The 12,927-nt window shown below is 69.8% G+C and carries 16 protein-coding genes; 9 read left to right on the top strand and 7 right to left on the bottom strand.

Translation table 11 applies throughout. The features are described from left to right. Positions 1-41 precede the first annotated feature (41 nt). Together ACZ4TV_RS29270 and ACZ4TV_RS29265 are read right to left on the bottom strand one after the other, a co-directional pair. Positions 42-1,106, bottom strand: a complete 1,065-nt coding sequence (locus tag ACZ4TV_RS29270) for a hypothetical protein (RefSeq protein ID WP_468138091.1) — start codon at positions 1,104-1,106, stop codon at positions 42-44. Next, positions 1,106-1,858 (bottom strand): RNA polymerase sigma factor, encoded by a 753-nt coding sequence (locus ACZ4TV_RS29265; protein WP_468138133.1) that lies wholly within the window; start codon positions 1,856-1,858, stop codon positions 1,106-1,108. The genes ACZ4TV_RS29270 and ACZ4TV_RS29265 overlap by 1 nt, the downstream gene beginning before the upstream one ends. A 346-nt stretch (positions 1,859-2,204) precedes the next feature. Here ACZ4TV_RS29265 and ACZ4TV_RS29260 point away from each other — a divergent pair, with 346 nt between their 5' ends. The 5 genes from ACZ4TV_RS29260 to ACZ4TV_RS29240 all read left to right on the top strand — a co-directional run bounded on the left by ACZ4TV_RS29260 (position 2,205) and on the right by ACZ4TV_RS29240 (position 6,385). Beyond that, positions 2,205-2,810, top strand: a complete 606-nt coding sequence (locus tag ACZ4TV_RS29260) for a 2-oxo-4-hydroxy-4-carboxy-5-ureidoimidazoline decarboxylase (RefSeq protein ID WP_468138089.1) — start codon at positions 2,205-2,207, stop codon at positions 2,808-2,810. 152 nt (positions 2,811-2,962) lie between these two features. After that, positions 2,963-3,343 carry a succinate dehydrogenase, cytochrome b556 subunit gene (sdhC, locus tag ACZ4TV_RS29255; RefSeq protein WP_468138088.1) on the top strand — a complete coding sequence of 127 codons (381 nt, stop codon included), beginning with the start codon at positions 2,963-2,965 and terminating at the stop codon, positions 3,341-3,343. Between the two features lie 5 nt (positions 3,344-3,348). After that, the gene (locus ACZ4TV_RS29250; RefSeq protein ID WP_468138087.1) at positions 3,349-3,840 is read left to right on the top strand and encodes a succinate dehydrogenase hydrophobic membrane anchor subunit; all 492 of its coding nucleotides are present in this window, start codon (positions 3,349-3,351) and stop codon (positions 3,838-3,840) included. Between the two features lie 23 nt (positions 3,841-3,863). Further along, the gene (gene sdhA / locus ACZ4TV_RS29245; RefSeq protein WP_468138085.1) at positions 3,864-5,618 is read left to right on the top strand and encodes a succinate dehydrogenase flavoprotein subunit; all 1,755 of its coding nucleotides are present in this window, start codon (positions 3,864-3,866) and stop codon (positions 5,616-5,618) included. Further along, positions 5,618-6,385 (top strand): succinate dehydrogenase iron-sulfur subunit, encoded by a 768-nt coding sequence (locus ACZ4TV_RS29240; RefSeq protein ID WP_468138084.1) that lies wholly within the window; start codon positions 5,618-5,620, stop codon positions 6,383-6,385. The genes sdhA and ACZ4TV_RS29240 overlap by 1 nt, the downstream gene beginning before the upstream one ends. A gap of 102 nt (positions 6,386-6,487) precedes the next feature. Here ACZ4TV_RS29240 and ACZ4TV_RS29235 read toward each other — a convergent pair whose 3' ends face one another. After that, a complete protein-coding gene (locus ACZ4TV_RS29235) occupies positions 6,488-6,820 on the bottom strand; it encodes a rhodanese-like domain-containing protein (protein ID WP_468138083.1) in 333 nt (110 codons plus the stop codon). A gap of 38 nt (positions 6,821-6,858) precedes the next feature. Between ACZ4TV_RS29235 and ACZ4TV_RS29230 the strand changes: the two genes are divergently transcribed. Next, entirely contained in the window at positions 6,859-7,458 is a 600-nt protein-coding gene (locus tag ACZ4TV_RS29230; RefSeq protein ID WP_468138082.1) for a TetR/AcrR family transcriptional regulator, read from the top strand. Between the two features lie 67 nt (positions 7,459-7,525). Here the strand turns inward: ACZ4TV_RS29230 and ACZ4TV_RS29225 are convergent, their stop codons facing one another. From ACZ4TV_RS29225 to ACZ4TV_RS29215, 3 genes are all read right to left on the bottom strand, one after another. After that, entirely contained in the window at positions 7,526-7,735 is a 210-nt protein-coding gene (locus ACZ4TV_RS29225; protein WP_468138081.1) for a hypothetical protein, read from the bottom strand. Then, complete coding sequence (locus tag ACZ4TV_RS29220) at positions 7,728-7,850, bottom strand: hypothetical protein (RefSeq protein WP_468138080.1); 123 nt, start codon at positions 7,848-7,850, stop codon at positions 7,728-7,730. The genes ACZ4TV_RS29225 and ACZ4TV_RS29220 overlap by 8 nt, the downstream gene beginning before the upstream one ends. A gap of 117 nt (positions 7,851-7,967) precedes the next feature. Continuing rightward, positions 7,968-9,191 (bottom strand): helix-turn-helix domain-containing protein, encoded by a 1,224-nt coding sequence (locus tag ACZ4TV_RS29215; RefSeq protein WP_468138079.1) that lies wholly within the window; start codon positions 9,189-9,191, stop codon positions 7,968-7,970. Between the two features lie 257 nt (positions 9,192-9,448). Here ACZ4TV_RS29215 and ACZ4TV_RS29210 point away from each other — a divergent pair, with 257 nt between their 5' ends. The 3 genes from ACZ4TV_RS29210 to ACZ4TV_RS29200 all read left to right on the top strand — a co-directional run bounded on the left by ACZ4TV_RS29210 (position 9,449) and on the right by ACZ4TV_RS29200 (position 12,018). After that, positions 9,449-10,576, top strand: coding sequence for a serine hydrolase domain-containing protein (locus ACZ4TV_RS29210; RefSeq protein WP_468138078.1), 1,128 nt, complete (start codon positions 9,449-9,451; stop codon positions 10,574-10,576). 42 nt (positions 10,577-10,618) lie between these two features. Continuing rightward, positions 10,619-11,170, top strand: coding sequence for a hypothetical protein (locus tag ACZ4TV_RS29205; protein WP_468138077.1), 552 nt, complete (start codon positions 10,619-10,621; stop codon positions 11,168-11,170). 89 nt (positions 11,171-11,259) lie between these two features. Then, complete coding sequence (locus tag ACZ4TV_RS29200; protein ID WP_468138076.1) at positions 11,260-12,018, top strand: alpha/beta fold hydrolase; 759 nt, start codon at positions 11,260-11,262, stop codon at positions 12,016-12,018. 7 nt (positions 12,019-12,025) lie between these two features. Here ACZ4TV_RS29200 and ACZ4TV_RS29195 read toward each other — a convergent pair whose 3' ends face one another. Next, positions 12,026-12,907 carry a geranyl diphosphate 2-C-methyltransferase gene (locus tag ACZ4TV_RS29195; protein ID WP_468138075.1) on the bottom strand — a complete coding sequence of 294 codons (882 nt, stop codon included), beginning with the start codon at positions 12,905-12,907 and terminating at the stop codon, positions 12,026-12,028. Between the last annotated feature and the right edge of the window lie 20 nt (positions 12,908-12,927).

Here is a 12,927-nt window from a genome sequence, read left to right as displayed (position 1 = left end):
TCGCCGGTTCGAAAAGTGTTACAGGCGGGTCAGCACACGTTTCAGCGGCTCGTGCGCAGGCCCGTCGAGCCCTGCGGAATCGCCGGTTCCAGAGTCGGGGCCCTGAGCGTCCCGTCCCCCAGGGGGGAGTCGCTGCGCCGGCCTCCGGCGGAGTCCCCGTCCAGCACGGTCTTGCAGTAATCCGGGATCCGGGTGAGGCCGTTGGCCAGCTTCGAGAGCCGCTCACGGCCGTCGTCGTCGAGGCGGCCCGCCCGGTACTCCTCGCAGAGGTCCACGGCCTTGAGGCGGTTCTGCTCGCGCTCGCGTTCCTTGGCGGTGTCCCCGGTACCGAAGGTCTCCTGGATCCCGTCCTTGCCGCCCACGCCGCTCTGGCCGCCCTGGGCGTCCTTGCCCGAGCCGCCGGTCGCCGACGTGCCCGACGAGGTGCCGGCGTCGGTTCCGGTCCCGGGCGGCGTACGCCCGTCCGCGCCCGGCGACTGCGCCGCGCCCGAAGTGACGTTCGAGCCGTCCGCAGGGGGCGTGGACGTCAGCTTCGGGGCGGGGCTCGGGGCTCCGCTGCCGACGCCCGGGGCCGGGTTCTCGTCCGCGCTGACGGACATCGCCGGTCCGGGGCCCGCGCTGTCGTGCCGGGCCCGGTCCAGCAGCCCGGCGCCCGCCGCGGCGGCCAGCCCGCCCACGGCGACGCTCGCCAGGGCCGCCGCCAGGCCGAAGCTCACGGTCCGGGCGCGCCGGGGCGCCATCGCGGCCGCGCGGCTCCCGAGATCGATCAGCGGCTCGGCGGCGATCAGCGGCTCGGCGGCGGTGGGGGTCACAGCCGCGGAGAACCGCCCCACGTCGGGGACACCCGCCACGGACCGAGCCGCTCCGGGCGAGCCCGCAGGACGGGCCGCGCGGAAGGCGGCCAGCGCCGCGGCCTCGCCGGGCAGTTCGACGCCCGCGGACGGCGGTTCGGCGGCGGCGGCCAGGGCTTCGAGGGCGGCACGCAGCCGGGCGGCCTCGATCCGGGCACTCGGATCAGCGGGCGGCCCCACAGGTTCCGCCGGTTCACCGCGCAGCAGTCTGTCCGCCGCGGCTTTGTCCAGCCACCTGTTGCGCTCGTCGGCCATCACATGTCCTTCTGCGTCCGCCAACGTGAATGCGTCACACCGGTTTGTTCCACGAAGCCCCCGCCTCGGCCACGCTGCGCGGGGACGGCGTCGAGATCCCTCCCGCCCCCGCCGTCCCATGCCTGGCCATCGGCATTATGACCGACCCGGGCGCCGGGGTCCGACCCGGTGTCCGAGCTCGGCTCGAACCCGCCGTCCACACCCTCCGCGCTGAGCAGCTCGGCCAGCTTCTTCAGACCGCGGTGCGCGGCGGTCCGTACGGCGCCGGGCCGCTTGCCCAGGGTCTCGGCCGCGCTCTTGGCGTCCAGCCCGACCACGACCCGTAGGACGACGGCCTCGGCCTGGTCCTGCGGAAGCTGCGCGATCAGCGCCATGGTCCGTCCGGTGGACAGCGACTCCATCGCCGCGCCCGCGGTGTCGCACTCGGCGGCCCAGCCGGTCAGCTCGGTGTCGTCGCCGCCGATGGCGGGGCGACGGCCGCGCATGCGGATGTGGTCGAGGGCCCGGTTGCGCGCGATGCGGGCGGCCCAGCCGCGGAAGCGGTCGGCGTCGCCGGTGAAGGAGTCGAGGTCGCGGGCGATCTGCAACCAGGCTTCGGAGGTCACGTCCTCCGCGTCGCCGTCTCCGACGAGCGTGCGTACGTAACCGAGCAGGCGTGGGTGCACGGCGCGGTACACAGCACGGAACGCGTTCTCGTCGCCGTCCTGCGCCGCGAGCACGGCGGCGGTCAGTTCCGCGTCGTCCCCCAGCAAAGTCCCCAACCCGTTCACTGTCCTGTACGTGTGGCGCAAATCAGCACGTTACGGCTTTCCAGCACCTCTCGTCCACGAGTGATACAACGCGCAACCAATCCTGTGCGGAGCGAGGTGTGACACAAAACGCACCCGGGGCGCTGACAGGGGTACGGGCTTGTCGCACGAGCCCGTGACGGATGGCGGCCGGGGCCTCTCCTGTGGGGGGTGGCGGCCTCGGTCGCCCTCCCCCTCCCGCTCCCGGGCCTCTCACCATGCCTGTCCGTGGCGCTCACGTCATCCTTTCGGCTCACTTCCGGGTGAAATCCCCGCATGGGTACGACACACCCTGCCCTGCGTCGATAGCGTGGCGGCACATCCGAGCCACGCCCCGAGGAGCCCCCTGCTGTCCAGCCACCTTCCGGCACAGGCCCGCGGCAGCTCCGATCCTCCTCACGGCTCCGGACTGGCGCGGTTCAACGCCTTGTCCCCCGAGGCCGCCCATGCCGTCCTGCTGCACTGCTGCGGAAGCCGGCGCTGGGCGCACCGGGTCGCCACGCACCGCCCTTACCCCGATCTCGGCGCTTTGATCGCCGCCGCGGACGAGGCCTCGTACGACCTGTCGCAGGCCGACCTGACGGAGGCGCTGGCCGCCGAGTGCTCGGCGGAGCTGGACCACGGGGCCTCGTACGCCGCACTGCTGGCCCTCGACGCGGCCCACGCGGAGTACGAACGCAAGTTCGGCCACGCCTTCGTGATCTGCCTCGACGGGCATCCGCCGGAGGAGCAGGCGGACCAGCTGCTGGGGGCGATCCGCCGGAGGATGGGGCACGAGGTGGACGAGGAGCGCTCGATCTCGGCGGACGAGCTGCGCCGCGTCGCGCAGGCCCGGCTGTGCGACCTGACACATTGGCTGACCTCTACGAATGGACCGTCTGGGGCGGAAATCGGGCTATTCGCCCCTGTGGGATAGCCCGTCCGAGCCTGTTTGATCACACCGATGGCCCCCGCGCGAAGGAACCGACAAAGCGTCGCTACGATGTCCGGGGCCGGAGGACCGTACCCGGCCGGGCCCGACCGACAAAGAAGCCGGCTGGCCCCCGCCCCGCTTCCGGAGGGTTTTCCGTGCCGGCTGGAACGTTGTACCGCGGCCGGGAAGGAATGTGGTCCTGGGTGGCTCATCGAGTCACCGGCGTCCTCATTTTCTTCTTCCTGTTCGTACACGTCCTCGACACCGCTCTCGTTCGCGTCTCCCCCGAGGCGTACGACGATGTCGTGGCTACCTACAAGACTCCGATCGTCGCGCTGCTGGAATACGGCCTCGTGGCCGCCATCCTGTTCCACGCGCTCAACGGTCTCCGTGTCATCGCCGTGGACTTCTGGTCCAAGGGCCCGCGCTACCAGAAGCAGATGCTCTGGTCGGTCATGGGCATCTGGATCGTGCTGATGGTCGGGGCCCTGTACCCCGTCCTGGGCCACGCCTACCTTGAACTGTTCGGGAAGTGACACGCATGTCTTCTGACACTTCTTCCGTCGACATGGCCAAGGGCGTCGGCGACGTGGAGGGCGTTTCCCTCTACGACGTCGACAACCCGGCGCCGTACATCGAGGCCCCGCGCAAGCGCACCGGCAAGACCCCGCGCTCGACCCGCGGCAACTTCGAGATGGCCGCGTGGCTCTTCATGCGCCTCTCGGGCATCGTGCTCGTCGTCCTGGTCATCGGCCACCTGCTGATCCAGCTGGTGCTCGACGGCGGCGTCTCCAAGATCGGCTTCGCCTTCGTGGCCGGCCGCTGGGCCTCGCCGTTCTGGCAGGTCTGGGACCTGCTGATGCTGTGGCTGGCGATGCTGCACGGCGCCAACGGCCTGCGTACCGTCATCAACGACTACGCGGAGCGTGCCAACACGCGGCTGTGGCTGAAGGGCCTGCTCTACACCGCCACGGTGTTCACCATCCTTCTGGGCACGCTGGTGATCTTCACCTTCGACCCGAACATCCGCTAGGCAACGGGGCTGAGGCGAAACCAATGAAGATCCACAAGTACGACACCGTCATCGTCGGCGCGGGCGGCGCGGGCATGCGCGCCGCCATCGAGTCGACGAAGCGCAGCCGCACCGCCGTGCTGACGAAGCTCTACCCGACCCGCTCCCACACGGGCGCCGCGCAGGGCGGCATGGCCGCCGCGCTGGCCAACGTGGAAGAGGACAACTGGGAGTGGCACACCTTCGACACGGTCAAGGGCGGTGACTACCTGGTCGACCAGGACGCCGCCGAGATCCTGGCGAAGGAGGCCATCGACGCGGTCCTCGACCTGGAGAAGATGGGCCTGCCGTTCAACCGCACCCCGGACGGCACCATCGACCAGCGCCGCTTCGGCGGTCACTCGCGCAACCACGGCGAGGCCCCGGTCCGCCGGTCCTGCTACGCCGCGGACCGCACCGGTCACATGATCCTCCAGACGCTGTACCAGAACTGCGTCAAGGAGGGCGTGGAGTTCTTCAACGAGTTCTACGTCCTGGACCAGATCCTCGTCGAGGAGGACGGCGTCAAGAAGTCGGCCGGTGTGGTCGCGTACGAGCTCGCCACCGGCGAGATCCACGTGTTCCACGCGAAGGCCGTCATCTACGCCTCCGGCGGCACCGGCAAGTTCTTCAAGGTGACCTCCAACGCGCACACCCTCACGGGTGACGGCCAGGCGGCCTGCTACCGCCGCGGTCTGCCGCTGGAGGACATGGAGTTCTTCCAGTTCCACCCGACGGGCATCTGGCGCATGGGCATCCTGCTGACGGAGGGCGCCCGCGGTGAGGGCGGCATCCTCCGCAACAAGGACGGCGAGCGCTTCATGGAGAAGTACGCGCCGGTCATGAAGGACCTCGCGTCCCGTGACGTCGTCTCGCGCTCCATCTACACCGAGATCCGTGAGGGCCGCGGCTGCGGTCCGGCCGGTGACCACGTGTACCTGGACCTGACGCACCTGCCGCCGGAGCAGCTCGACGCGAAGCTCCCGGACATCACCGAGTTCGCCCGTACGTACCTCGGCATCGAGCCGTACACGGACCCGATCCCGATCCAGCCCACCGCGCACTACGCCATGGGCGGCATCCCGACCAACGTCGAGGGTGAGGTCCTGGCGGACAACACCACCGTCGTCCCGGGCCTGTACGCGGCCGGCGAGGTCGCGTGCGTGTCGGTGCACGGCGCGAACCGTCTGGGCACCAACTCGCTCCTGGACATCAACGTCTTCGGCAAGCGCTCCGGCATCGCGGCGGCCAAGTACGCGCACGAGAACGACTACGCCGAGCTGCCGGAGAACCCGGCGAAGGACGTCGCCGACCTCGTCGAGCGCCTGCGCGCCTCCACGGGCAAGGAGCGGGTCGCCGAGCTGCGTCTGGAGCTCCAGGAGACGATGGACGCGTGCGTGATGGTGTTCCGCACGGAGCAGACCATCAAGACCGCGGTCGAGAAGATCGCGGAGCTGCGCGAGCGCTACAAGAACGTGTCCGTCCAGGACAAGGGCAAGCGCTTCAACACGGACCTGCTGGAGGCCATCGAGCTGGGGAACCTGCTCGACCTGGCCGAGGTCATGGCCGTGTCCGCGCTGGCGCGCAAGGAGTCCCGCGGCGGTCACTACCGCGAGGACTACCCGAACCGCGACGACGTCAACTTCATGCGCCACACCATGGCGTACCGCGAGGTCGGCGACGACGGCAAGGATTCCGTCCGGCTGGACTACAAGCCTGTCGTTGTCACCCGCTACCAGCCGATGGAGCGTAAGTACTGATGGGCACCCCCACCCTGAGCAAGACGGACACGATGGAGGCCGCGGCCGCGGCCTCGCCCTTCATCACGGTCACCTTCCGGATCCGCCGCTTCAACCCCGAGATCTCGGACGAGGCGCAGTGGCAGGACTTCCAGATCGAGATCGACCCGAAGGAGCGCGTGCTCGACGGTCTCCACAAGATCAAGTGGGACCTCGACGGCACGCTGACCTTCCGCCGCTCGTGCGCGCACGGCATCTGCGGCTCCGATGCGATGCGGATCAACGGCAAGAACAGGCTCGCCTGCAAGACGCTGATCAAGGACATCAACCCGGAGAAGCCGATCACCGTCGAGGCCATCAAGGGCCTCACGGTGATGAAGGACCTCGTGGTCGACATGGAGCCCTTCTTCCAGGCCTACCGCGACGTCATGCCGTTCCTGGTCACCAAGGGCAACGAGCCGACGCGCGAGCGCCTGCAGTCCGCCGAGGACCGCGAGCGCTTCGACGACACCACCAAGTGCATCCTGTGCGCCGCGTGCACGTCCTCGTGCCCGGTGTTCTGGAACGACGGCCAGTACTTCGGCCCGGCGGCGATCGTCAACGCGCACCGCTTCATCTTCGACTCGCGTGACGAGGCCGGCGAGCAGCGGCTGGAGATCCTGAACGACAAGGACGGCGTGTGGCGCTGCCGCACGACCTTCAACTGCACCGACGCGTGCCCGCGTGGCATCGAGGTCACGAAGGCGATCCAGGAAGTCAAGCGTGCGCTGATCACGCGCCGCTTCTAGCCTTCTCGACGGACTCCGTCCGCCGGTTTCGGCTGAGGCCGGTGGCCGTCAGGGGCCCGCACCCCCTTCATGGGGTGCGGGCCTCCGGCATGCCCGGACTCGTCAGGCGGCGGTTGTCTCGGTCGGCAGTCCGGCCTCGACCCAGTCCTGGATGCCCTCGCGGTACTTGCGGACGTTCGTGTAGCCGAGGGCGGTCAGCCGGTCGGCGACCTGGCCGCTGTTGGGGCAGGCCAGGTTGGAGCAGTAGGTGACGATCGCGGCATCGAGGTCGGGGAGCAGGTCCGGGGCCAGGTCGTCGACATCGGCCCGTACGAGCTCGACCGCGCCGGGCAGGTGCTGCTGGGCGTAGTAGTCGCCGCCGAGGGTGTCGAGCAGGATCACCGAGCCCTCCGCTATGGCCTGCTTCAGTTCGTCACGGGTGATGAGTGCCGTCATGGCTGTGCCCCTCCAGAGAAACGGACTATAGTCCGGTTATGGATCGAGACATTAACGGACCGCAGTCCGTTTACGCAATCACCCCGCCGCCCAAGGAGCGCGCGGACGCCGCCCGCAACCGCGCCGCCGTGCTGGAGGCGGCCGCCGCACTGTTCGCCGAGCACGGCGTCGAGGCGGTCTCGATGGACCAGATCGCCACGGCGGCCGGGGTCGGCAAGGGCACGCTGTTCCGCCGCTTCGGTGACAAGTCGGGGCTGGCGGCCGCACTACTGGACGCGCGAGAACGCGTACTCCAGCAGGCGATCCTGTCCGGGCCGCCGCCGCTGGGTCCCGGCGCTCCGGCGGCGGACCGGCTCGCCGCCTTCGTCGACGCCTACCTCGACTACCTGCTGGAACACCTGGACCTCGTACGGGTCTCGGAGACGGCGGCCCCGGGCGCCCGCTACCGCATCGGCGCCTACCGCTTCTGGCACCGGCACGTCGCGATCCTGCTCGACGGATCCCCGGACCCGGAGCACGGGGCACACGCCCTGCTGGCCGCGCTGGCGGGCGAGCACGTGGCGGCCCTGCTGCCGGAATTGGGCGAGCGTCGCGTACGGGAGGGCGTACGGCGGCTCGCGCGGAGTCTCCACGGATAGAGCCGCGTGTCGCGCGATGTCGCCCCCTGCCGAAGTCAGGCCGGTAGCACCTGGCGGCGGATCTCGCTCATGCCGACTCGATGTTGTCGACGACGGTCGTGACCTCACGGCCTGACGGGAGCCGGATGTAGGCCAGCTCCACCCAGTGCTCGCTGACCGCCGAACTCGACACGTTCTCGTTGATGACAGCCATCAGCTCGCCCTCGACGCCGGACGCGATGTCGCGCACCCGCTTGCGCAGCAGGCGGTGCGGTACGTACTCGTACACCTCAGACATCCGGCTGCTCCTCGTCGGCGCCGGTGAAGCGCTCCCAGCCGACCATGGCGCGATCGAGCAACTCGGCGCTGCTGAGCACGCCATGGGCGCAGCTCTGCGAGATGCGGCTGGTCACGGGTCACTCCCTACCGTCGTCAGCGTGTGGTGTGACGACGGTAGGGGCCTCGGAATCTCGTGAGGGGTAGCGTCTCTGCCCCCTCGCCGAGGGGTAGCGTTTCTATCCCTCAGAGGATCACGCCGAGATGCCCAGTTCGAGCGCCAGCTCGCGGGCATCCTCGCGCACCATCCGGGGGCCGGCCTTGGCCAATTCGGGGAGGACCATGCGGCTGTACGTGCTGAACCGGATGGTCTCCGGCGACACCCGGTGGGCCTTCTGTAGCAGCGCAACGGCGGCCACGCCCTCGTCCTGCATTCCGTACGCCCGTGCCGCCTCGACGAGGTGGAACGCACGCCGCGTTGCGGACGGAACTGCGCTCAGGTCCAGCCCTTCAGCCACCTCAACGGCCTTTCCGGGCTGTACGAGATTAAGGTGCATGGTGAGCGCGTAGGCATCCACCACCCCCTTCCCGAAGATCAGCCATGGGTGCGCGTAGTCGTCACCGAGTCGGCGGGCGGCATCCTGCGCCCGGTCCCAGTACCGCCAGGCGAGGCCGTTCTTGCCGATCTTTGCGAAGGACAGAGCCACGGCAAGCTGAAGCAACCCCCAGCGCGCGAGGTCTTCCGGATCCTCTTGGCGGAGCAGCGATGCCGCCTGTTCCGCCAGCTCCACGCGGGCGTCCGCTGCCTCGTTCGCGTCCCGGTAGACGTGGTTCATGTACCAGGCGGCACCTGCCATGGCGCGGGGGCTGTCCGCGTCCTGCGCAGCAGTCATCGAGCGGTCGCCGGTCATCATGATGAGTTCTGGCTCGGGCTGGAACGCGAGGAACAGCTGGGTAAGGTGGTAGGCCTGCGCCTGTGTGACGAGGGCCCGGCGGCGCTGCTGACCCTCCAGAGCGCGGGCAGAGTACTGGGTGTCGGCCAGCAGATCAGGGAGCAAGGAAGCAACTCTGGAGCGGTGATCGCCGTCACCATGCCATAGCTTCCAGGCCTGCCGCACGCGGGCGGCCAGGACGTCGGCCGACTCGGGCTCAGCGTCGGCTGGAGTGAGCCTGTACGTGGTCAACGCCCGCTTGATCGCGGGCAAGGACGCGTGGGCTGCCTTCGTGTAAGTAGCGGCAGAGATCCGCTCATCGCCGGTCAGGTCTGCGATGTCGCACTCGTAGATCGTGGCCATGCGGATCATCATGGGGAGGCGGGGCATTCCGATGGCTCCGGTCTCGATTCCCTTGACCCACTCGGGTGAGCGCCCAACGAGACCTGCGGAAACAGGCCGGGTGAGGCCTGCACGGTCTCGGGCTGCTCGTGCTCGATGGGCGAACGTCTGAACGGCAGGTGTGGTGTCGTGCTGCTCGGGCATCCTGGATACTCCGTTTCTGGCCTCGACATCCAGAACGCTACTCCCGTTTGGCGACGGGGGAATGACAAAATCGCCCCGCCCGTAAGGCGAGGCGGGGCGCGAGCCGCTGGTGGCCCACGTCCCGTTGAGCAGCCGTGTGGCCTTCAGCTTGGCGGCGGAGTCGTACACACACGAGGTGTCAAGTAGGGGGCGGGTCAGGGGCGGGTAGGGGGCGTCCCCCATGCTCGGTGGATCTTCCTCGCGGCAGCATGACAGCCATGACGAACTCGGTGAACTCCCCGAACTCCGCCACCCGCACGGCCCCTTGGGTCACACTGGTCGCCGCCGGCGCTGCCCTCGTATCAGTCACCGCCGGCGCCCTGCCGGCCTCGGCGCAGCAGCAGAACCCGGCCCCGGCGACCGCGACGATCGCCGACCGGGGCCGCCACACGATCGACGAGGTGGCGCTGGCGAAGGCCATGACCCCCGACACCACCGCGAACGGGATGATGGTGCGGGTGTCCGGTCCCGGCATCCGCTGGACGAAAGCGGTCGGACCGGTCTCGCCGGATCCCGCGGCCTCCTTCCGGATCGGCAGCATGACCAAGCTGTTCACCTCCGCCGTGGTGCTGCAACTGGTCGCGGAGGAACGGTTCACCCTGGACACCCCGATCCGCGAGGTCCTCCCCGACACCATCCCCGCGCACTGGAAGCCGATCACCATCGGCCAGCTGCTGAGCCACACCAGCGGCCTGGAGCGGCCCTGCGGGGAGCTCGGGGACGGGCTGGGCCTCACGCCGGAGAAGGCCGTCGCCGCCTGGACCCGGGACGGCTGCCCCGCACCCGAATATCCGGTCACCAGGCAGCAGTACAACGGCGGCAACTACTTCATCCTCGGCCTCGCCATCGAGAAGGCCACCGGCCGCTCCTACTCCGACGAGGTCCAGCGCCGCATCGCCCGCCCGCTGGGCCTGCGCCACACCTACGTCCCGAAGGCCGGGGACGCGTCCATGCCGAGCCCGTCACTGGCCGCTCCCAGTCCGAAGGAGCCGTGGGCGTGGGCCGAGGGCGGCATGATCTCCAACGCTCCCGATCTGGAACGCTTCATGAACGCCCTGCTGAGGGGCCGGCTCCTGCCGCCCGCCCAGCAGCGGCAGCTGTTCGTCATGCCCTCCCTTTCGGAGGGCAGCAAGGAGCCGTACAGCGCTGCAGGGTTGGCGTACTACAAGCTGTCGGACGGGACCGAGGTCTGGGGGAAGACCGGCAGCATGGCCCAGTACTCCAGCGGCGTCTTCGGTACGGACCGCGGCCGACGGGTCGTCACCTACTCGTTCCTGCCGGCCCCGACGGCGACCAGGGCGGACGTCATCACGCGCGTCACCCAGATTGTGGAAGCAGCTCTCTGACCGGGGTACGGCACCGGGGGTCGCTGTGGAAGGATCGGCCGCATGAGCGAGCAGCAGCCGAATCCGTACGCGAGCGACCCCGCCGGCCAGGGCGGCCAGCCCGCCACGCCCGGCCAGGGCGAGTACAAGTGGGGCCCGGGCGAAGCCAGTTACGGCTACCCGCAGCCCTACCCGGCGGCCCCGGCCTACCAGCCGACCATCGGCGGCGCCGGCATGCCGGGCCCCGCGGGCTACCCCGCCGCCCCGGCCGGCGGCGCCGGCCTGACCCTCGGCGACATCACCATCGCCGGGGACCAGATCATCACCCCGTCGGGCACCATGCCGCTCAAGGGGGCGATGTGGAACGCGACCGACTTCTCGCGCACCGAGGAGAAGATCCCGCCCCACGCGATCGTGCTCGCGATCGTCTTCTTCCTGTTCTGCCTGCTCGGCCTGCTCTTCCTCCTGATGAAGGAGAAGACCACCACCGGCTACATCCAGATCACCGTCAGCAGCGGCGGCCGCCACCACTCCACGATGATCCCGGCGGTGGACGCGGGCACCTACCCGTGGGTGATGTCGCAGCTCAACTACGCGCGCTCGCTGAGCTTCTGAGGCTCGCGGCGGCGCGGGTACGCGCCCGCGGCAAAGGCCGCCCCCGAAAGGGGGTGGCGGGAAGGCCGCGGGTACCGCAAGATCGCCGGATGATCGTTTCTCATGATGTGGACGGGCCCTCGGACGGCCCCGCCGTCGTCCTGCTGCACTCCTCCGTCTGTGACCGGCGGATGTGGGAGCCGCAGTGGCGGCCGCTGACCGAGGCCGGCTTCCGGGTGGTCCGGCCCGACTTCCGGACCTGCGGGGACTCCCCCGCCGCCGAGGCCCCGTACAGCGACGCGGGCGACGTACGGGAGCTGCTGGACCACCTCGGCGTGCGGCGGGCGACCCTGGTGGGGAGCTCCTACGGCGGCCGGATCGCCCTGCAGCTCGCCGCGCTGCATCCGGAGCGGGCGGCCTCGCTGCTCCTGCTCTGCCCGGGGCGGCCGGGGCACGAACCGAGCCCGGAGCTGCGGAAGTTCGGCGCGGCCGAGGACGCGCTCCTCGACGCGGGCGACCTGGCCGGTGCGGCCGCGCTCAACGCCCTTACCTGGCTCGGCCCGGACGCCGATGCCCGCGCCCACGACCTCGTACGGGCCATGCAGCTGCGGAACTTCGAGATCGGCCTGGCCGTCACGGAGCACCACGAGCTCCCCGAGCCCCCGGTCGATCTGGCCGCGGTCACCGCCCCGACCCTGGCCGTCGGCGGCGCTCACGACCTCCCGGACTTCCGCCGCATCGCCGCCGAGCTCCCGACCCTGATCCCGGGCGCCGAGCACCGGGAACTCCCCTGGGCGGGCCACCTCCCCTCACTGGAACGCCCCGAGGAGACCACCCGGCTGATCCTGGAGTTCCTCGGGCGCTCCTGAACTCGGGTCAGACCCGATCGGCGACGATCATCAGGTAGTGGAAGCTGCCCTCCTTGTAGGCGGTGAGGAAGGGGTCCTCGATGCCGCTGGCCACCGAGCTCGTCGCCCGCAGCTCCCAGTAGGGGAGGGTGAGCGCGGTCAGGTCGATGACCTCGATGGGCACGAGCTGGTGGGCCGCCAGCGCCTTGAAGTACTGGCTGCGCGGGTGGATGTTGCAGGTGTAGTGCTCGTCGATGCGGCTGACGGCCTTGGAGCGCAGGCCCTGTACGTCGTTGGAGCAGCCGGTGATGCAGACGTAGCGGCCGCCGGGGCGCAGGAGGCGGGAGAACTCTTCGAAGAGCTCGGACAGGTCGACGTACATGGTGGTTTCGTTGGTCCAGATCGCGCGCCGCGAGCCGGTGGCGAAACCGCTGTGGAGCATGTTGCGGAAGTGGAACTTAACCCGGTCGGCCACGCCCCGCTCCACCGCCTGGTCGTTGGCGAACCGGACCTGCTGCTCGGAGATCGAGACCCCGTCGACGTGGCAGCCGAAGCGCTGCTCGGCCATGAAGCTCGTGCCGCCGCGGCCGGAGCCGGCGTCCATGAGGTGGTCGTCGGGCGTGATGGGCCCCAGATGGTCGAGGAGGAAGTTCGCCTGGGCCGTTTCGAGCCGGTGGAGTTCCTTGATGACGCGTTCGTCGCGGGTGGCCGGGGGGCCTTCGAGCGCCGACCGGTCGATGTCGCCGATGCCGTAGTGGTGGTGGTAGAGGCCGTCGACCTCGCCGAGCCGGATGTTCACCGGCGCCTTCTCGGTGTTCCAGTACGCGGCGACGGACTCCTGGTACGCGGTGCGCAGGACGTCGGACGGCGTGGTCGCGGTGGACGCGGTGGACGCGAGGGAAGTGGTCATGGTGGGTCCTCAGGATGGGG

The organism is Streptomyces sp. NPDC028910, assembly GCF_055564955.1.
The sequence above is the reverse complement of the archived record's forward strand: the minus strand, read 5'-3'. Positions and strand labels throughout refer to the sequence as shown.